Here is a 25,375-nt window from a genome sequence, read left to right as displayed (position 1 = left end):
GAAGCGTGGATTTATACGTGAGCAGCGATCAGAGTTCATCAACTCTGCAGGACGCAACCGCACCCGAGACGGTGATGGGCCCTACCGGACGTCCCCTGACGGTATTCCCCGAGCCTCCCGTCCTCACCTCGCACGGTCCTGCCCGGATCATTGCGATGGTGAACCAGAAGGGCGGGGTCGGCAAGACCACTTCCACCATCAACCTCGGCGCTGCCCTCGCCGAGGCCGGCCGCCGGGTCCTGCTGGTCGACTTTGATCCGCAGGGCGCCCTGTCCGCCGGCATGGGAGCCAATCCGCACGAACTGGACCTCACCGTCTACAACGTGCTGATGGACCGGAAGGTGGATATCCGCGAGGCCATCCACGAAACGTCCATCGAGAACATCGACCTGCTGCCGGCCAATATCGATCTGTCCGCCGCCGAGGTCCAGCTGGTGAACGAGGTGGCCCGCGAGCAGGTGCTCGAACGCGCCCTGCGCCGGGTCTCGGATGACTACGACGTCATCCTCATCGACTGCCAGCCGTCCCTGGGCCTGCTGACCGTCAACGCCTTGACCGCGGCACACGGTGTGATCATCCCGCTGATCTGCGAGTTCTTCGCCCTGCGCGCCGTCGCACTGCTGGTGGAGACCATCGAGAAGGTCCAGGACCGGCTGAACCCGGGGCTGCAGGTGGACGGCGTCCTGGCCACCATGTACGACGCCCGTACACTGCACAGCCGCGAGGTCATTTCCCGCCTGGTGGAAGCTTTCGGTGACAAGGTCTTCGAGACGGTCATCAAGCGGACCATTAAGTTCGCCGATGCCACCGTGGCTGCCGAACCGATCACCTCCTACGCCGGCAACCACCCGGGCGCCGACTCCTATCGCCGTCTCGCCAAGGAACTGATTGCCCGCGGCGGCGCGCCCTAAGCCGGCGTCCACGCAGACGGAGTCCCGCACCGGCTTTGAAGTCCGGCTGACGAACTTCACCGGACCGTTCGACGTCCTGCTGGGGTTGATTTCCAAACACGAACTGGACATCACCGAGATTGCCCTGGCTGCCGTCACCGATGAGTTCCTCGGGTATATCCGGGAACTGTTCGGCACCGGCCCGGAGGTTGCCCTGGACGAGGCCAGCGAGTTCCTGGTCATTGCCGCCACGCTCCTGGACCTCAAAGCCGCACGGTTGCTTCCGGCCGGCGACGTCGAGGACGAGGAGGACGTGGCCCTGCTGGAGGCTCGGGACCTGCTGTTCGCCCGGCTGCTGCAGTACAAGGCATTTCGGGAGATGGCCCGCCTCATGGGGGACCGGCTCTCCGAAGAAGCCCAGCGCTTCCCCCGGCAGGTATCCCTGGATCCGCACTTCGCGGCCATGCTCCCGGAGCTTGTCTGGCGCACCACGCCCGGGCAGCTTGCGGACCTTGCCGCCCGAGCGCTGCAGCCGCGTGCCGAGCAGCCCCCGGGCGTGGAGCTGGACCACCTGCACGCGCCCAAAACCAGTGTCCGGGAACAGGCACTGATCCTGGCCGAACGGCTCGCCGGACACGGGTCGGCCACGTTCGCGGTCCTGGTGTCCGACGCCGACGGGCCGGTCGCGGTGGCCCGCTTCCTGGCGCTGCTGGAACTGTTCCGTGACGGGGCCGTGAGTTTTGACCAGGAAACCCCGCTGGGGGAGCTGCGCATTATCTGGACCGGGACGGCGGATGCCGGCGCCGGTTTTGCGGGCGTGGATGAATACGAGTCCGAACCCGCCGGCGGTGCAGGCCGCGGGACGAATCATACGAAACTGGAAGGGGCACGGTCATGACGGCTGAACCTGCTTCCGGTACCGGAACGGGTACCGGGGAGAGCACCGATGACGCCGCGGCCCTGCCCGGCGGGGTGAAGGCCGCCGTCGAGGCGGTGCTGATGGTGGTGGACGAACCCGCGGCCCCGGCACTGCTGGCCTCGGTGATCGGCGTACCGGAGCAGGAAGTGCTCGCCGCCCTCACGGAACTGCGGCTGGAGTATGACGGCTATACTGGGGGTGGACCCGAGGGCGCACCGCGTGGTTTTGAACTCCGCGATGTTGCAGGCGGATGGCGGATTTTTTCCCGCGCTGACTATGCGCCCGTTGTGTCGAAGTTTGTACTGGAAGGCCAGAGTGCCCGGCTGTCGCAGGCCGCACTGGAAACATTGGCGGTCATTGCCTACCGGCAGCCCGTCTCCCGGGCCCGGGTCTCCGCGATCCGGGGAGTAAACGTCGATTCGGTGGTCCGAACGCTGGTTCAGCGTGGATTGATCGTCGACGCCGGCACCGAACCGGAAACCGGTTCGCTGCTGTACCGGACCACGCCGTACTTCCTGGAACGGCTTGGTCTGGGCAGTCTCGACGATCTTCCGCAGATTGCACCGCACCTGCCCGGGCTGGAAAACCTGGCCGAATATGAAGACACTACTTATTAACCGCTACACCCAAAGGACTTACTCATGACACCAGCACCCCGTTCCGGATCCGGCCGCAATACCCCGCGCGGCGGCGGACGCAGTGCCGGTGGCCCCGCCGGCGGCAAGGGCTTCGGCCGCGGCTCCAAGCCCTCCTCCGACCGCACCGGCGGTCCGCGCTCGGCATCCGGCCTGAAGAAGGGCGAAGAACGCGCCAACGGCTACCGTCCCGCCCCCGAGGTCCGGCCCGAGAAGTTTAAGTCCGACGCCGTGAAGGCCTTCGGAACCAGCTCAAACGCCGCCAAATCCGGTGCACCCAAAACCGGTGCCCCCAAGTCGGGCGGCTTCAAGTCCGGGGCGTCCAAGACCGGTGCCGGCAAGTTCGGCGGCCCCCAGGCCGGGCAGCGCAAGAGCGGTGACCGTGCCTTCCGCAACGAGCGGTTCGGCCAGAACCTGGGCCCGGTGCGCCGTTCGGCCACCCGCCGCCCCGCTGCCCCGGTGATCTCCGAACAGCACAACCCCGAAGGTGTCCGCCTGCAGAAGGTCATGGCCAGTGCAGGCGTGGCCTCCCGCCGCGTGTGCGAGGAAATGATTGCCGAAGGCCGCGTCGAGGTTGACGGTCAGGTTGTCACCGAACTGGGCGTCCGCGTTGATCCGGCCGTTGTGGCCATCCACGTGGACGGCATGCGCCTGCAGCTGGACGAAACCCAGAAGTACTACGTCTTCAACAAGCCCCGCGGCGTCATCTCCACCATGGATGACCCCGAGGGACGTCCGTGCATCAGCGACTACCTCAAGCCGTCCAGCCAGCACGAGCGCCTGTTCCACGTGGGCCGCCTGGACAATGAAACCGAGGGCCTGCTGCTGCTGACCAACGACGGCGAGCTGACCAACCGGCTCACGCACCCCTCCTACGAAGTGCCCAAGACCTACCTGGTGCAGGTCCGCGGCCCCATGGGCCAGGGTATCGGCGCCCAGCTGCGTGAAGGCATTGAACTTGAAGACGGGTTCCAGAAGGTCGACTCCTTCAAACTGGTGGACTCCACCCCCGGCCACATCCTGGTGGAGGTAGTCCTGCACTCGGGCCGCAACCGCATTGTCCGCCGTCTGTTCGACGCTGTCGGGCATCCGGTGGAGCGCCTGGTCCGCACCAAGATCGGCCCGATCAGCCTGGGCGACCAGCGCCAGGGCAGCATCCGCGTCCTCGGCCGCGGCGAGGTGGGCCACCTCCTCGCTTCCGTAGGGCTCTAGCCGATGGCCGCTGCCGCTGACGGGGGCACCCACCTGTCCGGATCCGTGCTGATCATCGGCACGGGACTGCTGGGGACCAGCATCGGTCTGGGGCTTTCCGCCCGCGGCGTCGATGTAGTGCTCTCGGACCTGTCTCCCTCCACAGAGGCGGTGGCCCGCGACATCGGCGCGGGACGGCTGCTGAGCGCGGCCGGCGCCGGCTTTGCGCCTTCCCTGGTGGTGGTTGCCGCACCGCCGGACGTCACAGCCACCCTGGCCGCCGCAGCGCTGAAGGACTGGCCGGCCGCCGTCGTCGTCGATATTGCCAGCGTCAAGTCCGCCGTCCTGGCGGATCTGCGGGAGCACGACGCCGACCTGAGCCGTTACGTGGGCACCCACCCGATGGCGGGCCGGGAGAAATCCGGGCCGGTCGCGGCTCGGGCGGAACTGTTCAACGGGATGCCGTGGGTAATCTGCGCGCCGCCCGAAGCGTCTGCGGACGCCGTGCGCCGTGCCGAAGCCCTGGCCTTCGATCTGGGGGCCGTGGTGTCCCGCATGCCCGCCGAGGAACATGACGCGTCCGTCGCGCTGACCTCGCACCTGCCGCAGGTCATGGCCTCCCTGGTGGCGAGCCGGCTGCAGGAAACGCCCCCGCAGTCCCTGGCCCTGGCCGGAAACGGCCTGCGGGACGTGACCCGGATTGCCGCCAGCGATCCGACGCTCTGGGTGCAGATCCTCAGCGGCAACGCCGGCCGGCTGGTGCCGATCCTGCACGGGGTCCGCGAGGACCTGAACCGGCTGATCCGCACCCTCGAGGATCCGGTGGCGGACGGTGCACGCCTGGACATGGCCCAGCTGATCGCCGAAGGCAACGCAGGGCAGGCGCGGATCCCGGGCAAGCACGGCGGACCGGCGCAGACCTTTGTGTCCTTCACCGTGCTCGTGGATGACACGCCGGGCCAGATTGGCCGGCTGCTCACCGAGATCGGTGAGATCGGTGTGAACCTGGAAGACCTGCGGCTGGAGCATGCCTCCGGCCGGCAGGTGGGACGGGCGGAAATCTCCGTCCTGCCTGGCCGGGTGAATGACCTTGTTTCTGAATTAAGCGCCCGCGGGTGGAAGGTAGTGCAGTGAGTTCAAGAGTTGATCCGGCCCGGTTCCGGCAGGGCAAGCCGCTGGTGGTGGCAATTGACGGGCCGTCGGGTTCGGGCAAGTCCAGCATCAGCCGGGAAGTGGCGCGCCGCCTGCATGCCGCCTACCTGGACACCGGTGCCATGTACCGTGCCGTCACGCTCTCCTGCATGGAGGCCGGAATTGATCTGACGGATTCCGTGGCCGTGGAGGCCGCAGCGGAGAACGCCGACATTGCCCTGAGCCTGTCTCCGGATGAGGAGTGGGTCCGGGTCTCCGGACGCGACGTCACGGACGCGATCCGGGAACCTGTCGTCTCCTCTTCGGTCAGCGCCGTGGCAACCACGCTGGGCGCCCGTGCCGAGCTGGTCCGCCGCCAGCAGCAGCTGATTCGGGATTCCGGCCTGCGCATTGTCGCCGAAGGCCGCGACATCACCACCGTGGTGGCCCCGCATGCCGAGGTCCGCATCCTGCTCACCGCCAGCGAGGAAGCCCGGCTTCGCCGCCGGGGCATCCAGCTCGGCGGCACGCAGACCGCTGCGGCGCTGAAGGAACAGGTCCTGGTCCGCGACGCCAAGGATTCCACCGTGGTGGACTTCCAGCAGGCAGCCGACGGAGTCGTCACCATCGATTCCTCCGACCTCGATTTCGAAGAGACCGTTTCCGCGGTCCTGGACGTCGTGTTCACCAGCACCCACTGACCCCCTTGCCGGAGGACCCGGCACCAACCATGGGCACCCGCCCGTGTTTCAATGGGAGGAGGGTGTCCGGCGCTTATGCTGCCGGAAATCCTCCCTCACTCTTACCGGGCTGAACGTCCGGCGACGGCCTGTACGCAGTGCTGCAGACCTCAACGGAAAGAAAGCAATTTAATGAACGGATTACCTTTCAACGACGACACCGCCGGTGACGGGGCCTCCACGGACGAGTTCATCCCGTCCGGAGAAGACCAGGTCAACGAGCGCCTGGCGGCAATGGACGAGGACGAGGCCGATATCCGCGCCCGTTCCCTGCGCGCCGGTCTCGAGGACTATGAGCTTGATGAAGAAGACGCCGCGCTGCTCGCCGGCGGCTTCCAGGAATATGACGAAGACGCACCTCTGCGCCAGGATCCCGTGGTCGCCATCGTTGGACGCCCGAACGTCGGCAAGTCCACCCTGGTGAACCGTATCCTCGGCCGCCGCGAGGCAGTTGTCGAGGATACCCCCGGCGTGACCCGTGACCGGGTGTCCTACCCGGCGACCTGGAACGGCGTGAACTTCACCCTGGTGGACACCGGCGGCTGGGAGCATGATGCCCGGGGCATCCACGCCCGCGTGGCGGACCAGGCCGAAATCGCCGTGGACCACGCAGACGCCGTGATGCTGGTGGTGGATGCCACCGTTGGCATCACCGCCACCGACGAAGCCGTGGTGCGGATGCTGCGCGGCAAGGGCAAGCCCGTCGTCGTCGTCGCCAACAAGGTCGATGACATCCAGAACGAAGCCGACGCCTCGGCGCTCTGGGGCCTGGGCTTCGGCGAGCCGTACCCGGTTTCCGCCCTCCACGGGCGCGGCACCGGCGATATGCTCGACGCCGTCCTGGACGTCCTGCCCGAGTACTCCGCGTACGGCGGACTGGACCGCTCCGGCGGCCCGCGCCGCATCGCGCTGATCGGCCGCCCGAACGTGGGCAAGTCCTCGCTGCTGAACAAGCTGGCCGGCTCCGAGCGTGTGGTCGTTGACGACCTCGCCGGAACCACCCGCGACCCGGTGGATGAAATGGTCGAACTGGGCGGACGCACCTGGCGCTTCGTGGACACCGCCGGTATCCGCCGCCGCCAGCACATGGCTCAGGGCGCGGATTTCTACGCCTCGCTGCGTACGCAGGCCGCGCTGGAAAAGGCCGAAGTCGCCGTCGTTCTCCTGGCCGTGGACGAAGTCCTCAGCGAACAGGACGTCCGCATCCTGCAGCTGGCAATCGAATCCGGCCGCGCGCTGGTCCTCGCCTTCAACAAGTGGGACCTGCTCGACGACGACCGCCGCCGTTACCTCAAGACCGAGATCGAGCGTGACCTGGCCCATGTTGAATGGGCGCCGCACGTGAACATCTCGGCCAAGACCGGCTGGCACAAGGACAAGCTGGTGCCCGCACTGGACACCGCCCTGGAAAGCTGGGACAAGCGCATTCCCACCGGCAAGCTCAACGCCTTCCTGGGTGAGCTCGTCGCGGCGCATCCGCACCCCGTGCGCGGCGGCAAGCAGCCCCGCATCCTCTTCGGCACGCAGGCTTCCTCCCGCCCGCCGAAGTTCGTGCTGTTCACCACCGGCTTCCTGGATCCCGGCTACCGGCGCTTCATCACCCGCCGGCTGCGTGAGACCTTCGGCTTCGAAGGAACGCCCATCGAGGTTTCCATGCGCGTGCGTGAAAAGCGCGGCAAGGCCAGCAAGCGCTAAATCTTCAGCTGAGGCATCGCGTGCCCCGGTCCTGCGGTCCCCTGCGGGGGGAGCGGGGCCGGGGTTTCGCGCTTTCCGGGGGGTGTTGCCTCGGGCCCCGGCCGGTGGTGCGGCTCCGGACCCGGACCCGATTCGGGACTTTCGCCGATTGTGGTGTAAGGTATTTGAGTTGGTTCGGCCGGAAATAAACCGGCCGGGTAACGGGTTGTGGCGCAGCTTGGTAGCGCACTTGACTGGGGGTCAAGGGGTCGCAGGTTCAAATCCTGTCAACCCGACAGATAGCCTGGCGGAACGAAAGTTCTGCCGGGCTTTTGTCGTTAAGCGGACGTGCTGGACCCGGTCACCGCCCCGGAGGACCTGGTGTTCAGCAAGAACAGCGGATAGGGTTCGGGTCCGGGCAGGACCGGGAGGCAGGCATCGAGAACGGACGGCGGATGCGAAGCAGGCGGACTGCCACGGTTGCAGCAGTGCTGGCCCTTTCGGGGGCTGCAGCGTGCACGGGAACCGGCAGCCCCGTACCGGACACTCCGCTTCCGGTGTCGCCCGCGCGCCCTCCACCTCCGGGACGGCAGCCCCGGCAACCCCGGCTGTGCTGGCCACCGGCCTGGACGCCCCGTGGTCCATCGCCTTCAGCGACGGCGTCCCGCTGGTCAGCGAACGGGACTCCGGCCGGATCCTGGAGCTCAACGCCGAGGGCAGCAGCCGGGAAGTGGGCGTTATAGCGGACGCCGCAGGCAGTGGCGAGGGCGGCCTGCTGGGGATTGCCGTGCAGGACGGAGTCCTTTTCACCTACCTGACTGCCGGGCAGGAGAACCGGATTGAGCGGCGGGACCTGACCGGGACGGCCGGGGCGCTGGCCTTGGGGCCGGCCGAGACCGTGCTGGACGGGATCCCCGCCGGCCGCGTCCACAACGGCGGACGCATCGCCTTCGGCCCCGACGGCATGCTTTACGCCACCACGGGCGACGCCGGTGACCGGGAAAGTGCCCAGGACCGGGATTCCCCCTCCGGCAAGATCCTGCGGATGACCGCCGACGGCGCCGCGCCCGGGGACAACCCGTTCCCCGGCTCGCTGGTGTACAGCTACGGTCACCGCAATCCGCAGGGTATCGCCTGGGACCCTGACGGTGTCCTGTACGCCAGTGAGTTCGGACAGGACACCTGGGACGAGCTCAACGTTATTGAGCCGGGCGGCAACTACGGCTGGCCGGAGGTGGAAGGCATCGCCGGCGAGGCAGGGTTCATTGATCCCGTGCAGCAGTGGACGCCGGAGGACGCCAGCCCCAGTGGCATCGCCGTCGCCAACGGGTCGGTCTACATCGCGAACCTCCGCGGGGAACGCCTCCGGCGGGTTCCGCTGCAGGACCCCGCGGGTGCCGCCGAATCCGGGGGGTACGGCAGGCTGCGCGACGTGGTGGAGGCGCCCGACGGCAGCCTGTGGGTGCTGACCAACAACACCGACGGCCGCGGGAAACCGGGCCCGGATGATGACCGCATCCTGCGTCTGTCACCGGGCTCCTGAACAGCCCGGCCGCCGCGAATCCGCCCGCACCGGAACCTTCCGTGCACGGACGGGCTGCGGCAGACTAAAGGCAGTTCCCAAAGGAGGGTCGTCAATGGAAAGCAAGTCACGGGCCGTGTCCTTGAACGAGTCCGATCCGGATCCGAACGGCCTGACAGCCCGGATCGCCGAGGAGGTGCCCGGCCGTGAGCGATGACATTCCCTCCGAACTGGCACGTGAGGCCCTTGTCCGCCTGGAGCAAAGGCTGGCCCTCGACGGCGCACCGGCGTACGAGGAGCTGCTGCATGAAGACGCGCTGGTCGTCGTGCCCGGAGCAGTCCTGAATAAGGGGGAATGCGTTGCGGCGATTGCCGCTTCGGCTGGCTGGGACCGGATCGACATTGCCCCGTTCTGGTACTTCGGCACGGCCGACACGGCAAGCATCGCCTATCGGTTCACGGGCAACCGGGGTCCGGATGAGTATCAGGCCGTCATGCTGTCCGCCTACCTTCTCGAAGCGGGGCGGCCGCGGCTGATTCATCATCAGCAGACTCCGGAAGCGTCATAGCCGGGAGACCCTGCAGACGTTGCAGGGAAGAGCGCTGTAAATCGAAGTGTTTCGACGCCCCGGAAGAACCAGTGCCGTGCCGGGCCCGTAACAGGTAGTCTGATACAGCACGTAAGGCAGAAACAGTCATCGGAACCGGGTCAGCCAGCTATTTTCGGCTGATCGGTTTTCTTTTTGGGGAGGAAATTGCACATGGCGGGCCAGCAGCACAGCGCCGAAGGGGCGGGCAGCCGACAGGCACCCGGCGTCGAAGACACCACATCCATCAGTCTTCCCCCGATGTCTGACTCCACTTCGGTGGAGCCGAAACTGACCCCGGACGAGCGCGCCGCCGTTGCCGCGCTCCCGGCGCGTTCAGCCCTGCTGATTGCTCACAGCGGTCCGAATGCCGGTGCCCGGTTCCTCCTGGACCAGGACGTCACCACCGCCGGCCGGCACCCCAATGCCGATGTTTTCCTTGACGATGTCACGGTGTCGCGCAAGCACGTGGAGTTCCGCCGCACCCCGGAGGGATTCCGGGTAGTGGACTCCATGAGCCTCAACGGCACGTACGTCAACCATGACCGGGTGGACAGCGTGCTGCTGCGCACCGGAAGCGAGGTGCAGATCGGCAAGTTCCGGCTCACTTTCTACGCGGCCCGCCCCGCATCTGCCGGAAACTAGGCTCAGGCCCCGGCGTCGGGCAGATAAGGTAGTAAACATGTCAGCATCACAGCCAGTCAGGCGTACCACCGGACCCGAACGGCTGCGCGGCGGGGTGCTGAATATCGGCGAGGTCCTCAGCGAGCTCAGCGCAGAGTTTCCTGCCATCAGCGCGTCAAAGATCCGTTTCCTGGAGGAAAAGGGCCTGGTCACACCGCAGCGCACCGCCGCCGGATACCGGAAATACACACCTGCCGACGTCGAACGCCTGCGGTTTGTGCTCGCGCTGCAGCGGGACCAGTACCTCCCCCTCAAGGTCATCAAGGATTATCTGGACGCGATCGACAGGGGCGAGCGGCCGGAATCGCTGCCCGGCGGCATGTCGCTTGCACCCCGGGCCGTATCCGACCAGCTGGCCGGGGAACTGTCCGCGCGCGCCCATGCCCGGGCGCTGACCTTCCGGGAACTGGTTCGGGAGTCCGGGGCCAGCACGGAACTGGTCCGCAGCCTGATCAGTTACGGACTGATAAGCGGCACTGACGAGACCTATGACGAGCATGCCCTGAAAGTAGCCAAGGCCTGCGTCCAGCTTGAAGCGCACGGCATTGAACCACGCCACCTGCGTCCGTTCCGTGCCGCCGCTGACCGCGAACTGGGGCTGGTTGAACGCGTTGTGGCCCCTGTGGCTTCCCGCCGCGACGTCGCGTCAAAAGCGCGTGCCGCGGAGACCGCCCGGGAAATCAGCGACCTTTGCCTGAGCCTGCACAGCGCTCTGGTACACGGTCAAATTGCGCGTATGGAGGGTTGATATGCAGGAAGTGGAAGTGGTGGGCGTGCGGATAGAGCTCCCGTCCAATCAGCCGTTGGTCCTGCTCAAGGAAGTCAACGGTGAACGGCATCTGCCCATCTGGATCGGTGCGCCCGAAGCCAGTGCCATCGCGTTCGTGCAGCAGGGGATCGTTCCCCCGCGTCCGATGACCCATGACCTGCTGGTCAACCTGATCCACGCCCTCAAGCGCGAGGTGACCTTCGTTCGCCTGGTCTCCGTGGAGGACACTGTCTTCCACGCGGAGATTGTTTTCGAAGACGGCACCGCCGTGAATTCACGGGCCTCCGACGCGATCGCCGTCGCGCTGCGGATTCCGTGCCCGATTTACTGTGCCGACGAGGTGCTCAACGAAGCCGGCGTCCGGATTGCTGATGCCGAGCCTGAAGGCGAAGAAGAGCAGGACAACGCTGAGCAGGAGATGCGCCAGTTCCGGGAATTCCTGGCCGACGTCGAGCCGGAAGACTTCGAGCGCTGACCTCTCCGCAGCCGGTGTCTGCCGACACGCGGCGGAAAAGTTCCCGGCATCTTTGACCTTGGTGCCCGTCGGTTCTAACGTCGAAGCATAGAGTTCCCATTGCACCGGGGGAGTTCTCGGGGCACACTGAAGACGCCCCGACAGCTCGGCCCGTGCCGACCCCCAGGGGAACCGTTACTAGGAGGCACACGTGAGTCCGAAAGGCGATGCCGGCGATCACGCCGCGGCACCGGGGGGCATCCCTTCCCGGAGCGCCCAGGGCTTGCTGTTCACCGAGGATTTGCCTGTTCTCGACGAAGACGCAGGCTACCGCGGCCCCACCGCCTGCAAGGCAGCCGGGATCACTTACCGGCAACTGGATTACTGGGCCCGCACCGGCCTGGTTGAACCGGCCGTCCGCGGGGCCGCCGGCTCCGGCACGCAGCGCCTCTACGGATTCCGCGACATCCTGGTCCTGAAAGTAGTCAAGCGGCTGCTGGACACCGGCGTATCCCTGCAGCAGATCCGTACCGCCGTTGAGCACCTGCGCGAACGCGGTGTCGAGGATCTGGCGCAGATCACCTTGATGAGCGACGGCGCCAGTGTCTATGAATGCACATCGGCGGACGAGGTCATCGACCTGGTACAGGGCGGCCAGGGAGTTTTCGGCATTGCCGTGGGCCGGGTCTGGCGTGAGGTCGAGGGGAGCCTTGCGCAGTTGCCCAGTGAGCACGTGAACGATCAGGACTTTCCCGGAGACGAGCTGAGCCAGCGCCGCATCGCCCGGAAGATCAGTTGAGCCACACCGGTTAGCCAAGCATCCGGAGAATCCAGCGCACCCGGAGAATCCAGCGCACCCGGAGAATCCAAGGCACCCGGCAGACCGGCTTCAGCTACACACACGTAAAAGGAAGGGCACCCCCGGGGGCGCCCTTCCTTTCCTGTTTCCGGAGGTGCTTCGCCGGCCCTAGGCAACCGGGCGGCGCGCCACCCGGTTGCGGACACCGCCGGAATCCGTGAGGTTCTTCAGCAGGGCATCAAAGGTTGCGGCTGACTGCTTGGCCGACTCGCCCGGCCAGTGGTGCACCGAGTGGGCCGCACCCTGGATCTGCTGCCAGTTCGCCTGCTCCGCAATGGTGGGTGTGAGCACCAGGTCGCCGAACATCTGCTTCATTTCCGCCAGCCGGAAGGCGTGTTCGTTGGAGGTGGCGCGCACCCGGTTGGCGATGATCCTGGCGGGGCCGAGATTGGGGGCAAATTCCGCGCGGAACAGTTCGAGGGCACGCATGGTGCGTTCGGTGCCGGCCACGGAGAACAGTGCGGGTTCGGCTACCAGCATCACGCGGTTGCTGGCGGTCCAGGCCATGCGGGTGAGGCCGTTCAGCGACGGCGGGCAGTCAATGAGGACCAGTCCGTACCCGGTCACCCGTGACAGCAGGGTGGTCAGACGCCGGACATCGCGCCTGCTCAGGTCCGGCCGGTCATAAATGCCCGAGTACGCCGACCCCATGGCAACGTCCAGCACCGGCTTCCGGCCCACGGTGCCTTTGCGGAGGCGGCGGGCGTTTGCCACCCAGCCGCTGGGCACCACGTTGTCCGAGAGCTCCGCGCGGCGGGCGGTGCGGAGCATCTCGCCGATTCCCAGCTGCTTTCCGGCGCCCAGGCTGACACCCAGGCCGGTGGTGGCATCGGCATGCGGGTCCAGGTCCACTACGAGCGTCGGAATGCCCGCGGCCAGCGCTGCGGATGCCAGGCCCAGGGTCACGGAGGTTTTACCCACGCCGCCCTTCAGGCTGCTGATGCTCACTACTTGCACTTGTTGAACCAAAACCTTACGTGTCGGGGAACCGCCGGAGGGCTAGCTGACTCATTCTATGTGACGGACAACCGCTGCTCCGGCAGCAGGCTTTTCCCGGGCTGGCGTTTAGACTGGTGCCGTGTGACGTTCCCCACGGCAGCCCCGGGTCCCGTCCGCCGGAGAATCCCGGCGGCGAAGGGCTTCCCTCGTGCCGCGGCGGAGAACCCGTAAGAACGGCGGCACCTGTCCGGGTGCCCCGTCCGCAATCGACGCAGGAGATCCATGTTCTCGAAGATACTGGTCGCGAACCGAGGCGAAATTGCCATCCGCGCCTTCCGCGCAGCCTATGAACTGGGCGCCAAGACCGTGGCCGTGTTTCCCCATGAGGACCGCAATTCCATCCACCGCCAGAAAGCCGACGAAGCCTATCTGATCGGTGAAGAGGGGCATCCGGTCCGGGCGTACTTGGACGTGGACGAAATTATCCGGGTGGCCAAGGAATCCGGCTGTGATGCCATCTACCCCGGTTACGGCTTCCTGTCCGAAAACGCTGGCCTCGCCCGCGCTGCCGCCGACGCCGGTATCACCTTCGTGGGCCCGCCTGCGGACATCCTGGAGCTGGCAGGGCATAAGGTCCACGCCCTGAACGCGGCCCGGAAGGCCGGTATCCCGGTGCTGCGCTCGACCCAGCCCAGCGACGACGTCGAAAAGCTGCTCAGCGAAGCCGAGGACATCGGCTTCCCGATCTTCGTCAAGGCCGTGGCCGGCGGAGGCGGACGGGGGATGCGCCGGGTCGACACTGCCGATAAGCTCCCGGAAGCGCTCCAGGCGGCCATGCGGGAAGCGGAAACGGCGTTCGGCGACTCCACCGTTTTCCTGGAACAGGCGGTCCTGCGGCCCCGGCACATTGAAGTCCAGATCCTGGCCGATGCGGACGGCAACATTGTGCACCTGTTTGAACGGGACTGCTCGCTGCAGCGGCGCCACCAGAAGGTGGTGGAGATAGCGCCTGCCCCCAACCTGGATGAGAACATCCGCCAGGCCCTGTACCGGGACGCAGTGAAGTTCGCCAAGGCCCTGGGCTACGTCAACGCCGGAACCGTGGAGTTCCTCGTGGACACCGTCGGGGAACGTGCCGGCCAGCACGTCTTTATCGAAATGAACCCGCGTGTCCAGGTGGAGCACACCGTCACCGAGGAAATCACCGACGTGGACATTGTCCAGTCCCAGCTGCGGATCGCGGCCGGCGAGACGCTGGCGGACCTGGGCCTGCAGCAGGATGAGCTGCAGATCCGCGGGGCAGCCCTCCAATGCCGCATCACCACCGAGGACCCGGGCAATGGATTCCGGCCCGACGTCGGCCGGATCACCGCCTACCGTTCCGCCGGCGGTGCCGGGGTGCGGCTCGACGGCGGCACCGTCTACGCAGGTGCCGAGATCAGCCCGCACTTCGACTCCATGCTGGTCAAGCTCACCTGCCGCGGCAGGACCTACCCGATTGCCGTCAACCGGGCACGGCGTGCCCTGGCCGAGTTCCGCATCCGCGGCGTGGCCACCAACATCTCCTTCCTGCAGGCCGTCCTGGATGATCCGGACTTTGTGGCCGGAGACGTCGCCACATCCTTCATCGAGGAACGTCCCGAGCTGCTCAACGCCCGCGGCTCCGCCGACCGCGGCACCAAGCTGCTCAACTGGCTCGCCGACGTTACGGTCAACAAGCCGTACGGCGAGCCCGTGGTGCACGCTGACCCGGCGGTGAAACTGCCTACCGGCCTGCCCGAACCCGTAGCCGGTTCACGGCAGCGGCTGCTGGAACTGGGTCCGGAGGGTTTCGCCGCGGATCTGCGGCAGCGGAGCGAACTGGCCGTCACGGACACCACCTTCCGCGATGCCCACCAGTCGCTGCTGGCCACCCGGGTGCGAACCAGGGACCTCGTGGCGGCGGCACCAGCGGTAGCCGCGCTGACGCCGGAACTGCTCTCCGTGGAAGCATGGGGAGGTGCCACCTACGACGTCGCCCTGCGCTTCCTGGGGGAGGATCCGTGGGAACGGCTCGCCTCCCTGCGGCACGAGCTGCCCAATATCTGCATCCAGATGCTGCTCCGGGGCCGGAATACGGTCGGCTACACGCCGTATCCCACCGAAGTCACCGAAGCGTTCGTCGAAGAAGCTGCCGCCACCGGTGTGGACATTTTCCGCATATTCGATGCCCTGAACGATGTCTCGCAGATGGAGCCTGCCATCCGTGCCGTCCGCAGGACCGGGACAGCCGTGGCTGAAGTGGCGCTTTGCTACACCGGAGACATGCTCAGCCCGAAGGAGGACCTGTACACGCTGGAGTACTACCTGGACCTGGCCCAGAAGATAGTGGACGCCGGCGCCCACATCCTGGCCATCAAGGACATGGCCGGGCTTTTGCGCCCGGCTGCGGCGGCCAAGCTGGTCGCGGCGCTGCGGGAGCGGTTCGACCTGCCCGTCCACCTGCACACGCACGACACCGCCGGCGGGCAGCTGGCCACCCTGCTGGCCGCGGCCGAGGCGGGCGTCGACGCAGTGGACGTCGCCAGCGCCCCGCTGGCCGGCACCACCAGCCAGCCGTCCATGTCCTCCCTCGTCGCCGCGCTGACCAACACCGAGCGGGAGACCGGCATCAGCCTGGACGCCGTAGGCGCACTGGAACCGTACTGGGAGGCTGTGCGGCGCGTGTACGCACCCTTCGAATCGGGGCTGGCGGGTCCGACCGGACGCGTGTACCGCCACGAGATTCCCGGCGGCCAGCTTTCCAACCTGCGCCAGCAGGCGATCGCCCTGGGACTGGGGGAGCGTTTCGAAGCCATCGAGGACATGTACACCGCCGCCGACCGGATTCTCGGCCGACTGGTGAAGGTCACGCCGTCGTCGAAGGTAGTGGGGGACCTTGCCCTCCAGCTGGTCGGCTCCAACGTCTCACCGGAGGACTTCGAGGAGAACCCGCAGAACTACGACATCCCGGATTCGGTGATCGGGTTCCTCAGCGGCGAGCTCGGGGATCCGCCCGGAGGGTGGCCCGAACCGTTCCGGACCAAGGCCCTGCAGGGACGCGAGATCAAGCCCCGCCGCGTCGACCTGACAGAGGTGGACAAGGCCGGCCTGCACGCGGACTCCGCGACCCGGAAGGAAACCCTGAACCGTCTGCTGTTCGCGGGTCCGGCGAAGGAATTCGCCACCGTCCGGGAAACCTACGGCGACGTCTCGGTCCTCGACACCCGCGATTACCTCTACGGGCTGCGCCGAGGGGAAGAACACGTCATTGAACTGGAGAAGGGCGTGCGGTTGATTGCGGCGCTGGATGCCGTGTCCGAACCGGATGAAAAAGGCATGCGTACGGTGATGACCACGCTGAACGGGCAGATGCGGCCCGTCTCGGTCCGGGACCGCAGCATTGAAAGCACCACCAAATCGGCGGAGCGGGCCGATCCGGCGGAGGCCGGGCACGTCGCGGCTCCCTTCGCCGGCGCTGTCACGGTCGTTGCCAAGGAAGGCTCGGAGGTAGCCGCCGGGGAGACTGTTGCCACGATCGAAGCCATGAAGATGGAGGCCTCCATTACGGCCCCGGTCGCCGGAACGGTGGAACGCGTCGCCATTTCGCGGGTGGAACAGGTCCAGGGCGGAGACCTGCTCCTGGTCATTGCCCCGAAGTGAACCCGGAAGTGATTGCGGGAGGTTGTCTGCCTAGACTGAAGGCGTGACTCACTTCGATCTGGCCATTATCGGTTCCGGCTCCGGCAACTCGCTCATCACCCCGGAGTGGGACGGCAAAAAGGTAGCGATCATCGACGGAGGCACGTTCGGAGGAACGTGCCTCAACGTCGGCTGCATCCCCACCAAGATGTTCGTTTACCCTGCCCAGCTGGCCGCCGCCGCCGTCGACGGCGCCCGGCTGGGCGTGGACTCGGTGACTGCGGGGGTGAGGTGGCGGGATATCCGGGACCGGATTTTCGCGCGGATTGACGCCATCTCCGACGGCGGGCGCCGGTACCGGGACGAGGAGCTTGACAACGTCACGCTTTTCAGCGAATACGTCCGCTTCGTCTCTCCCCATGCCCTGGTGACCGCATCCGGGGAAAAGATTACGGCCGACGAGATTGTCGTGGCCGCAGGCTCCCGTCCGGTCCTGCCGGATACGCCGGGGATGGACCTGCCGCAGGTCCATACCTCCGATACGGTGATGCGCATCGATGAGCTGCCGGCCCGGGTGCTGATCATCGGCGGCGGGTACATTGCCGCGGAGTTCGGGTTCGTTTTCTCCGCTTTCGGCTCGGACGTCACCGTGGCCGTGCGGTCGGGGGCACTGCTTCGTTCCCTGGACGGCACCGTGTCCGAGCGCTTTACGGCGGAGGCGTCCAAGCAGTGGAACCTTCAGCTGAACACCACCGTGGATTCGCTGGTGGAAAACGCCGACGGATCGGTGCATGCCGTGCTCACCGGCCCCGCCGGAGAATCCGCCCTGGACGTGGATCTGGTGCTCGTGGCCACGGGACGGACGCCCAACACCGACCGCCTGGACGTCGCGGCCGCCGGGTTTGACGTCACTTCTGACGGCCGCCTGGCGGTGGACGGCCACGGACGCGTACTGTCAGCTGGCTCTCCGGTGCCGGGGGTCTGGGCGCTGGGCGACATCAGCAGCCCCTATCAGCTCAAGCATGTGGCCAACCACGAGGCCCGGGTGGTGGCACACAACCTGGTGCATCCCGGGGACCTTCGCACCATGGACCACCGTTTCGTGCCGGCAGCCGTCTTCAGCAGCCCGCAGATCGCCAGTGTGGGGATGACCGAGGAGCAGGCCCTGGCGGACACGGAAGCCCGCGGCGTCGAACTGGCCCTGGCGGTCCAGGAATATGGTTCGACGGCGTACGGATGGGCCATGGAGGATTCCACCGGCTTCGTGAAGCTGCTGGCGGAGCAGGAAACCGGGCGGCTGCTCGGTGCCCACATCATGGGCCATGAGGCATCCATGCTGATCCAGCCGCTGGTGCAGGCCATGGAGTTCGGGCTGGATGCGGCCACTATGGCCCGCGGGCAGTACTGGATCCACCCCGCGCTGACCGAGGTCGTGGAAAACGCCCTGCTGTCGCTGAAGACAACGGAAAAGCCGGGCCGGAACCGCCTGTAGGAGGCGGCTCCGGCCCGGCCGGGACGGGAGGTCAGACGCGCTGACCGCTGTAGATCTCCTCGACCACGTCCGCGAAGTCGCGCAGGACCTGGGCGCGCTTGATCTTCAGGGACGGCGTCAGGTGCCCGCTGGTCTCGGTGAAATCCGTCGGGACCACGCGGAACTGCTTGATGGCTTCGGCGGAGGAGACCTTCTTGTTGGCCCGGTCCACCAGCGCCTGCAGCTCGCTCTGCAGTTCGTCGGTTTTGGCGACTTCGGTCACGGTCATGGTGGTGGGCAGCTTGTGGCGTCCCAGCCAGCCGGGCAGGGCTTCCTCGTCCACCGTGATCAGGGCCGAAATGAACGGCTTCTGGTCCCCGACGACCACGCACTGGGAAACAATCGCATCGGCACGGATGGAATCCTCCAGCTGGGAGGGGACCACGTTCTTGCCTCCGGCGGTGATGATGATTTCCTTTTTCCGGCCGGTGATCTTCAGGAAGCCGTCGGCATCGAGTTCACCGATGTCCCCGGTATGGAACCAGCCGTCCGTGAAGGTTTCCTCCATCAGCTCAGGGCGGTTGTAATAGCCCTTCATAACACTGATCCCCTTCGCCAGGATCTCGCCGTCGTCGGCAATCTTCACGCTGTTGCCGGGAAGGGGTGCGCCCACTGTGCCCAGCTTGACCAGCTGCGGGGTATTGGTGGTCAGCGGGGCAGTGGTCTCCGTCAGCCCGTAGCCTTCCAGCACCAGCAGGCCGATGCCGTGGAAGAAGTGTCCCAGCCGTTCACCCAGGGGAGCCCCGCCGGAGACGGCGTAGTCCACCCTGCCGCCCATGGCCTCGCGGATCTTGCCGTACAGCAGGCGGTCGAAGAGGGCGTGCCGGAGAGTCAGGCCCAGCGGCACCTTCCCCTCCTCCTTTGCCTTCGACCAGGCCACTGCCGTCGCCACACCGGCGGAGAAGATCTTGCCCTTCCCGCCGTCTTCGGCCTTCAGCATGGAAGCGTTGAAGACCTTTTCCAGCACGCGCGGAACCACCAGGATGAAGGTCGGCTTGAAGCTCTGCAGATCCGGGAGGAGGTTCTTTACATCGGGGGTGTGTGCCACGGTGGCTCCGGTGGACACGCTGAGGACCGAAATGAACCGGGCAAGGACGTGCGCCAGCGGCAGGAACATGATGGTCTGTGAGCCTTCGCGCGCCACCTCGGGCTCCGCCAGTTCGGAGTTGCGGCACAGATCCACGAAGTTCGCGTGCGTGAGCTCGCAGCCCTTGGGCTTTCCGGTGGTGCCGGAGGTGTAGATGATGGTGGCGAGATCCGCCATCTGCGCTGCGGAGCGCCGCTTCTCGAGATCTTCGTCACTCACCGAGGCGCCCTCGGCGCGCAGGGCATCCAGTCCGCCGCCGTCGATCTGCCAGACGTTGGCTACCTGCGAAAGGTCTTCATCGGCTGCCGCCGTGCGGACAATGTTTTCGTGCCGGGCGGCCTCCACGATGATGGCGACGGCGCCGGAATCACTGAGGATCCAGGCGACCTGGGAGGGCGAGGAGGTCTCATAGACGGGCACCGATACGGCGCCGGCGAACCAGACTGCAAAGTCCACCAGGGTCCACTCGTACCGGGTCCGGGACATGATGGCCACGCGGTCGCCGGGCTTGATGCCGCTGGCGATCAGGCCCTTGGCCAGTGCGCGGACGTCCTTGGCGAACTCCGTGGCCTTGATCCGCTCCCATTCGCCCTGACTGTTCCGGACAGCAAAGAGAGCGGGGTTGCTGGGCTTGGCTGCCTGGTCGAGCAGCAGGTTGGTGATGTTCGTCGTCGGCGGGGACTCCGCCAGGACGGGAACGCTGAATTCTCGCACGATAGCTCCTTTGATATCCGGATGGCCCGTAGGCACTGCCAGCCTATAACCTAGATCACATTAAATACCGGCCGGTAACCTTGCGGATCTATAACGAAGGCGTCGCTGCTCTTGCCGTTTCCCTAGAATAGGTTTCTGATGCGTCCAGTTACCCCAGCACCCGTTACCCGCCCCCTTTCCACCCCGCCCCAGCGACGGACCGCGGCCACGGAGCCGTTCCGGCCCCGACGGCCCATCCGGCTGCCGAACCGGATGCGCCGGCGCGGCCTGGCCATCGGCATCGACATCGGCGGAACGAAAGTGGCCGCCGGGCTGGTCGACGGCGACGGGCGCGTCCTGAAAGAGGCACGCCGTTCCACGCCCGGCCAGGATCCGCGTGAAGTCGAAGCCGTCATTGTGGACCTCGTCCGGGAACTGTCCACCGACCACCACGTCTGGTCGGTCGGGATCGGTGCGGCCGGGTGGATGGACCTGGCCGGAAGCACCGTACTGTTCAGCCCCCATTTGGCCTGGCGCAACGAGCCGCTCCGAGAGAACCTGGAACGGCTGCTGCGGCGGCGGGTCTTCCTGGTCAACGACGCCGACGCCGCCGCCTGGGCCGAATATCGGTTCGGCGCCGGTGCGGGGGAGAGCAGATTGGTCTGCGTCACCCTGGGCACTGGAATCGGCGGGGCGATGGTGGTCGACGGCCGTCTTGAGCGCGGCCGGCACGGCGTAGCCGGCGAGTTCGGCCACCAGATCATCATGCCCGGCGGACACCGCTGCGAATGCGGCAACCGCGGCTGCTGGGAACAATACGCCTCGGGTAATGCCCTGGGCCGGGAGGCCCGGGAGCTGGCGGCGGCCAACTCGCCGGTGGCCCAGGAACTGCTCCGGGCCGTGGGCGGCGATACGGATCGGGTGACCGGCGCCGTCGTGACGCGCCTTGCCCTCGAGGGCGATCCGGCGTCCGTGGAACTGCTGGACGAGGTGGGGCAGTGGCTGGGGCTGGGCCTGGCCAATCTGGCCGCGGCCCTCGATCCGGGGATGTTCGTCATCGGCGGCGGCCTGAGCGATGCCGGGGACCTGGTGCTGGAACCGGCACGGCGGTCCTTTGCCCGCAACCTGACCGGGCGCGGCTTCCGGCCGGCGGCCCGGATGGAGCTCGCCGCCCTGGGTCCTGCAGCGGGAATGATCGGAGCGGCCGACCTGTCGCGGATTGCCGCACGCCGCTGAACCGCGCCGTTCCGGAAGGGGAAGGCGCCGGACCTACACAGCCGCGCCGTCGTCGTCCTCATCGCGGTGCTGTGGGAGCCGGAAAAGCAGGTAGCCGGCCGACCCGGCAAAAACGGCAACGGTGCCCAGGATGACGGCCAGGGGAACATCACGCCAGAACATTGCGAACACCAGCAGCAGCAGCGGACCGGCCAGGGTGCCCAGCCAGCTGAGCACCACCAGCGGTTCACCCATGCCCAGCGGCGGCGGCTCCGGCGGGACGAAACCGCCGTCGTCCCCGTCATCCTCCGGGATGTAGTCCCGCGGTCCGGCAGCCGAGGGCAGCTGGTTCCGGAAGATCGCCCGGGTCCTGTCGGCCGGAGACGGCGCCGCAGGATCGCGGGAAGGCCCGGCCTTGCCCGGCTCGCCGCTGCCGGATCCGTCCGCGCCGGCACCGTCCGGGGCGGCAGTATCCTGGGCGCCCCCGGAAGGCGGTGTCTGTTGCGGCCGCACGGGATCGGCGGCGTCCATGTGCTCCAGACGGGCCACCAGATCCAGCCAGACTTCCTCGTCCGTGGACTCGTTGTGTTCCGGCTCGCGTTCAGTCATGCCCGGACTCCGGCGCTGACGCGTTGGATGAACTCGTGCGACCGTTCGAAGATGAGCGGTGCGTCGTGGTCCATGGTGGCTACGTGATAGCTGTTTTCCAGCGGTACCACCTCAAGCTCCGCGTTCACGAGACCCCCGCGGAGCACGTCCATGCTGGACTCCGGCACCACCGCGTCCACCCGTGACCGGAACGCCAGCACGGGGGCGGCCACGTTCGGCAGCGAGGCCGCCGTATCGCGGAAAAGCCTGCCCAGCTGGTGGACTGCGGCCACGGGGGTCCGGGAATAGGCACCTTCGTCCTGCCCTTGCAGCCGGATGTCGTTGCCGATGGCGGGGACCGATCTCAGGACGTACTTCAGCGCGCCCGAGTAGCGGGCCCGGGGATCGGCGAAGGTGAGTCCGGGATTGACGACGACGACGCCGGCCACCGGCCGCTGCGCCGCCAGCCGCAGTGCCAGGGCACCGCCCATGGACAGCCCGGCGGAGACCACGCAGGCGGTCCGTTCCTGCAGGACGGTATATGCGCGGTCGTATTCCTCGTACCAGCGCTGCCAGGGTGTCCGTGCCAGTTCCTGCCAGCTGGTTCCGTGGCCCGGCAGCAGCGGCAGGCTCACGGCGTAGCCGCGGTCCGCGAGGGAGCGCGCCCAGGCAGCCAGGCTCACCGGGGATCCGGTGAATCCGTGGCTGAGGAGCACGCCTACGCCCGCGTTGGGGCCGTGACCCTCGGAGTGGAAGGCATCAGCGCCGGGGAGGGAAGTCATGTGTCTATGGTTGCATTAGCAGGGGCCTTTTGGACCCCGGACGGGGGAAACTGTCGGCAGGTGCAGTACGCGTTGAATTCACCAGCGCGGATAAGCGCGCATACAGTAGAGTCTGGGGAACCAATCGGGTCCCTCGTTATTGTCTTGTCCGAACAGGAGATCAAGCCGCGTGTTCTATTGGGTGATGAAGACGATATTCATCGGGCCGGTGGTGAATCTTCTCTTCAGGCCGTGGGTCAAGGGAATGGACAACATCCCTGAATCCGGGCCTGCCGTCCTGGTGAGCAATCACCTGTCGTTCTCCGACTCGATCTTCCTGCCGCTGGCCGTACCCCGGCCGGTGAGCTTCCTCGCCAAGAGCGACTACTTCAACGGCAAAGGCATTAAGGGAAAGCTCACCGCTGCGTTTTTCCGGCTCGCCAACCAGCTGCCCATGGACCGTTCCGGCGGTGCGGCCTCCGCTTCCTCCCTCAAGGCCGGCGTTGACGTCCTGGAAAACGGCGGATTGCTGGGCATCTACCCGGAAGGGACCCGCAGCCCGGACGGACGCCTCTACCGCGGCAAGACCGGCGTGGCCAAGCTGGTGCTTTCCACCGGCGTGCCGGTCATTCCGGTGGCAATGATCGGAACCGATAAGGTCCAGCCGATCGGACGCCGGATCCCCAACATCCGCCGGATCGGCATCATCGTGGGCGAACCGCTGGACTTCTCGCGGTACGCCGGACTCGAGAATGACCGGTTCATCCAGCGGTCCGTGACCGACGAGATCATGTATGAACTCATGCGCCTGTCGGGCCAGGAATACGTGGACGTATACGCCAGCACCGTTAAGGAAAAGCTCGCTGCACGCAAGGGCGGCAAAGCGGCTGAGGCCCGGAGCGCTGCGGTGCGCCTTCCCCCCGGTACCGGGCACGGCGGGGAAGCGGATGCGGATGCACCGGCCGGAAGCCCTGCCGTGGCCGCCCGGCGCGGCGCCAAGCGTCCCGGTGCCGTCACCGTTATCGGTACGGCCGGGGCAAAAAACAAGGACAAAACCGCGGCACCGTCAGCGGACGGCTCCGACGCAGCCGGGCCGGAGGCGGGAACTGCGCGCCGGATGACTTTCCTCCACCGGATGCCCGGAACCAACGGTGCCCGCGCTGCCGGATCCGCCACAGCCAAGCCCGGCGGTGCCCGCACCAACGGGTCGGAAACGGATACGCCGGACGACGGCGACGGCCGCACCTCGGGCCCGGCGTCCCACAGCGCCTAGGTCCTCCGGACCGGAAACGGCAACCGGCTCCCGCTGTCCCGGATGGTGACTGGTGGTGATTGTGCTGCGCCCCATGGCCGTCCCGGCATGCGTTCCGACCCCGTGTTTCGTGCCGGGACGCATTTGTGACGGCGTTGTTTGCTCCTACGGGGCACCAAGTACGCTTAAGCCGTGACTGAGACACCTGTACACCGCGAGTCCCTTCCCACCCTGCTCTCCGGCGCGGCGGCTACGTCCGCTAGCCACCCCGAGCTGGACAACTGGCGATCCCTGCCGATTTCCCAGCAGCCCACCTGGCGCAACGATCCTGGATATGACGCGGCCATCGCCGAACTCTCCATGGTTCCGCCGCTGGTTTTTGCAGGTGAAGTCGATGTTCTCCGGAGCCGTTTGGCCGAGGCCGCGCAGGGCCGCGCCTTCCTCCTGCAGGGCGGCGACTGCGCCGAGACCTTCGAAGCAGCCACCGCAGACAAGATCAGCGCCCGTGTCCGGACCCTGCTGCAGATGGCCGTGGTCCTGACCTACGGTGCCTCCGTCCCGGTGATCAAGATGGGGCGGATGGCCGGGCAGTTCGCCAAACCCCGCTCCTCCAACGACGAGACCCGCAACGGCGTGACGTTGCCCGCCTACCGCGGCGACATGGTCAACGGCTTCGATTTCACTCCCGAGTCCCGCCGGCACGATCCGGCACGGATGGTCCGTGCCTACCACACGTCCGCGTCCACCCTGAACCTGATCCGTGCGTTCACGCAGGGCGGTTTCGCCGACCTGCGTCTGGTGCACCACTGGAACAAGGGCTTCACCTCCAACCCGTCACATTCGCGCTATGAATCCCTCGCCCGGGAAATCGACCGGGCCGTCCGTTTCATGGACGCCTGCGGTGCTGATTTCGAAGCACTGAAACGGGTTGAATTCTTCGCCAGCCATGAGGCACTGCTCCTGGATTACGAACGTGCCCTGACCCGGGTGGATTCCCGCACGGGCCAGCCGTACGACACCTCCGGGCATTTCCTGTGGATCGGGGAGCGGACCCGCGACCTGGACTCCGCCCATGTGGACTTCCTGTCCCGGGTGCGCAACCCGATCGGCGTGAAGCTGGGCCCGACCACCAGCGCCGAAGACGCGCTGGCCCTGATCGACCGGCTCGATCCGAACCGTGAACCCGGACGGCTGACCTTCATTACCCGGATGGGTGCCCGGAATATCCGCGAGAAACTTCCCTCCCTGGTGGAGAAAGTGACCGCCTCCGGCGCCCAGGTGCTCTGGGTGACGGACCCCATGCACGGCAACACCGTCACGTCCCCGAACGGCTACAAGACCCGCAACTTCGATGACGTGATGGACGAAGTGCGCGGGTTCTTCGAGGTGCACGATTCGCTGGGCACCTTCCCCGGCGGCCTGCACGTGGAAATGACGGGAGACGACGTCGCGGAGTGCCTGGGCGGCGCTGACCCCGTGGACCAGGAAGCCTTCGTTGAGGGCTACGAATCGGTCTGCGATCCGCGGCTGAACCACATGCAGTCCCTGGAGATGGCCTTCCTGGTGGCCGGCGCACTGTCCCGCAGGAGCTGAT

General features: G+C 66.8%; 21 protein-coding genes, 1 tRNA gene and 1 pseudogene. 19 read left to right on the top strand and 4 right to left on the bottom strand.

The genetic code is table 11. The annotated features are described in order from the left end of the window. Positions 1–17: 17 nt before the first annotated feature. From GD627_RS10840 to GD627_RS10775, 14 genes are all read left to right on the top strand, one after another. A complete protein-coding gene (locus tag GD627_RS10840; RefSeq protein ID WP_146362494.1) occupies positions 18–911 on the top strand; it encodes a ParA family protein in 894 nt (297 codons plus the stop codon). Further along, complete coding sequence (locus GD627_RS10835; protein WP_152272475.1) at positions 889–1,788, top strand: segregation and condensation protein A; 900 nt, start codon at positions 889–891, stop codon at positions 1,786–1,788. Before GD627_RS10840 ends, GD627_RS10835 begins: the two co-directional genes overlap by 23 nt. Beyond that, positions 1,785–2,426, top strand: coding sequence for an SMC-Scp complex subunit ScpB (scpB, locus tag GD627_RS10830; RefSeq protein WP_152272474.1), 642 nt, complete (start codon positions 1,785–1,787; stop codon positions 2,424–2,426). The genes GD627_RS10835 and scpB overlap by 4 nt, the downstream gene beginning before the upstream one ends. Positions 2,427–2,450: 24 nt before the next feature. Further along, positions 2,451–3,656, top strand: a complete 1,206-nt coding sequence (locus GD627_RS10825) for a pseudouridine synthase (RefSeq protein ID WP_152272473.1) — start codon at positions 2,451–2,453, stop codon at positions 3,654–3,656. A 3-nt stretch (positions 3,657–3,659) separates the two neighbouring features. Then, entirely contained in the window at positions 3,660–4,769 is a 1,110-nt protein-coding gene (locus GD627_RS10820; protein ID WP_152272472.1) for a prephenate dehydrogenase, read from the top strand. Beyond that, entirely contained in the window at positions 4,766–5,467 is a 702-nt protein-coding gene (gene cmk, locus GD627_RS10815) for a (d)CMP kinase (RefSeq protein ID WP_146362489.1), read from the top strand. The genes GD627_RS10820 and cmk overlap by 4 nt, the downstream gene beginning before the upstream one ends. Before the next feature lie 171 nt (positions 5,468–5,638). Next, a complete protein-coding gene (der, locus tag GD627_RS10810) occupies positions 5,639–7,201 on the top strand; it encodes a ribosome biogenesis GTPase Der (protein ID WP_152272471.1) in 1,563 nt (520 codons plus the stop codon). 201 nt (positions 7,202–7,402) lie between these two features. Further along, positions 7,403–7,476 (top strand) — tRNA-Pro (locus GD627_RS10805). A gap of 218 nt (positions 7,477–7,694) precedes the next feature. After that, positions 7,695–8,723, top strand: coding sequence for a PQQ-dependent sugar dehydrogenase (locus GD627_RS10800; RefSeq protein ID WP_194266030.1), 1,029 nt, complete (start codon positions 7,695–7,697; stop codon positions 8,721–8,723). 185 nt (positions 8,724–8,908) lie between these two features. Then, positions 8,909–9,271 (top strand): hypothetical protein, encoded by a 363-nt coding sequence (locus GD627_RS10795; protein WP_152272470.1) that lies wholly within the window; start codon positions 8,909–8,911, stop codon positions 9,269–9,271. A gap of 192 nt (positions 9,272–9,463) precedes the next feature. Further along, complete coding sequence (locus tag GD627_RS10790; RefSeq protein WP_146362485.1) at positions 9,464–9,934, top strand: FHA domain-containing protein; 471 nt, start codon at positions 9,464–9,466, stop codon at positions 9,932–9,934. 37 nt (positions 9,935–9,971) lie between these two features. After that, positions 9,972–10,721 (top strand): transcriptional regulator FtsR, encoded by a 750-nt coding sequence (ftsR, locus tag GD627_RS10785; RefSeq protein ID WP_152272469.1) that lies wholly within the window; start codon positions 9,972–9,974, stop codon positions 10,719–10,721. Position 10,722: 1 nt separating this feature from the next. Continuing rightward, positions 10,723–11,217, top strand: a complete 495-nt coding sequence (locus tag GD627_RS10780; RefSeq protein WP_146362483.1) for a bifunctional nuclease family protein — start codon at positions 10,723–10,725, stop codon at positions 11,215–11,217. Between the two features lie 190 nt (positions 11,218–11,407). Next, positions 11,408–11,995: a MerR family transcriptional regulator gene (locus tag GD627_RS10775; RefSeq protein WP_146362482.1), complete on the top strand. Its 588-nt coding sequence runs from the start codon at positions 11,408–11,410 to the stop codon at positions 11,993–11,995. Positions 11,996–12,163: 168 nt separating this feature from the next. Here GD627_RS10775 and GD627_RS10770 read toward each other — a convergent pair whose 3' ends face one another. Beyond that, the gene (locus tag GD627_RS10770) at positions 12,164–13,012 is read right to left on the bottom strand and encodes a ParA family protein (RefSeq protein WP_146362481.1); all 849 of its coding nucleotides are present in this window, start codon (positions 13,010–13,012) and stop codon (positions 12,164–12,166) included. A 264-nt stretch (positions 13,013–13,276) separates the two neighbouring features. Between GD627_RS10770 and GD627_RS10765 the strand changes: the two genes are divergently transcribed. Next, positions 13,277–16,675 carry a pyruvate carboxylase gene (locus tag GD627_RS10765; RefSeq protein WP_152272468.1) on the top strand — a complete coding sequence of 1,133 codons (3,399 nt, stop codon included), beginning with the start codon at positions 13,277–13,279 and terminating at the stop codon, positions 16,673–16,675. 43 nt (positions 16,676–16,718) lie between these two features. Next, on the top strand, positions 16,719–18,146 hold the full coding sequence (locus GD627_RS10760) for a mycothione reductase (protein WP_152272467.1): 1,428 nt from the start codon (positions 16,719–16,721) through the stop codon (positions 18,144–18,146). A 31-nt stretch (positions 18,147–18,177) separates the two neighbouring features. Here GD627_RS10760 and GD627_RS10755 read toward each other — a convergent pair whose 3' ends face one another. Further along, positions 18,178–19,986 (bottom strand): AMP-dependent synthetase/ligase, encoded by a 1,809-nt coding sequence (locus GD627_RS10755; protein WP_152272466.1) that lies wholly within the window; start codon positions 19,984–19,986, stop codon positions 18,178–18,180. Between the two features lie 252 nt (positions 19,987–20,238). On the opposite strand from GD627_RS10755, the gene GD627_RS10750 reads away from it, so the two are divergent. After that, positions 20,239–21,201, top strand: coding sequence for an ROK family glucokinase (locus GD627_RS10750; protein WP_246165446.1), 963 nt, complete (start codon positions 20,239–20,241; stop codon positions 21,199–21,201). A 33-nt stretch (positions 21,202–21,234) separates the two neighbouring features. Here GD627_RS10750 and GD627_RS10745 read toward each other — a convergent pair whose 3' ends face one another. Next, positions 21,235–21,789, bottom strand: coding sequence for a hypothetical protein (locus tag GD627_RS10745; protein WP_152272464.1), 555 nt, complete (start codon positions 21,787–21,789; stop codon positions 21,235–21,237). Continuing rightward, a complete protein-coding gene (locus GD627_RS10740; protein WP_152272463.1) occupies positions 21,786–22,550 on the bottom strand; it encodes an alpha/beta hydrolase in 765 nt (254 codons plus the stop codon). The genes GD627_RS10745 and GD627_RS10740 overlap by 4 nt, the downstream gene beginning before the upstream one ends. 169 nt (positions 22,551–22,719) lie before the next feature. On the opposite strand from GD627_RS10740, the pseudogene GD627_RS10735 reads away from it, so the two are divergent. Together GD627_RS10735 and GD627_RS10730 are read left to right on the top strand one after the other, a co-directional pair. Then, positions 22,720–23,400 (top strand): annotated as a pseudogene (locus GD627_RS10735) (lysophospholipid acyltransferase family protein); the annotation flags it as partial. Between the two features lie 612 nt (positions 23,401–24,012). Next, a complete protein-coding gene (locus GD627_RS10730) occupies positions 24,013–25,374 on the top strand; it encodes a class II 3-deoxy-7-phosphoheptulonate synthase (RefSeq protein ID WP_246165445.1) in 1,362 nt (453 codons plus the stop codon). The last annotated feature ends 1 nt before the right edge of the window (position 25,375 follow it).

Origin of the sequence: Arthrobacter yangruifuii (assembly GCF_009192775.1) — a bacterium.
In the GTDB taxonomy this organism is placed as follows: Bacteria; Actinomycetota; Actinomycetes; order Actinomycetales; family Micrococcaceae; genus Arthrobacter_B; species Arthrobacter_B yangruifuii.
This window is presented reverse-complemented; position numbering and strand designations above follow the sequence as displayed.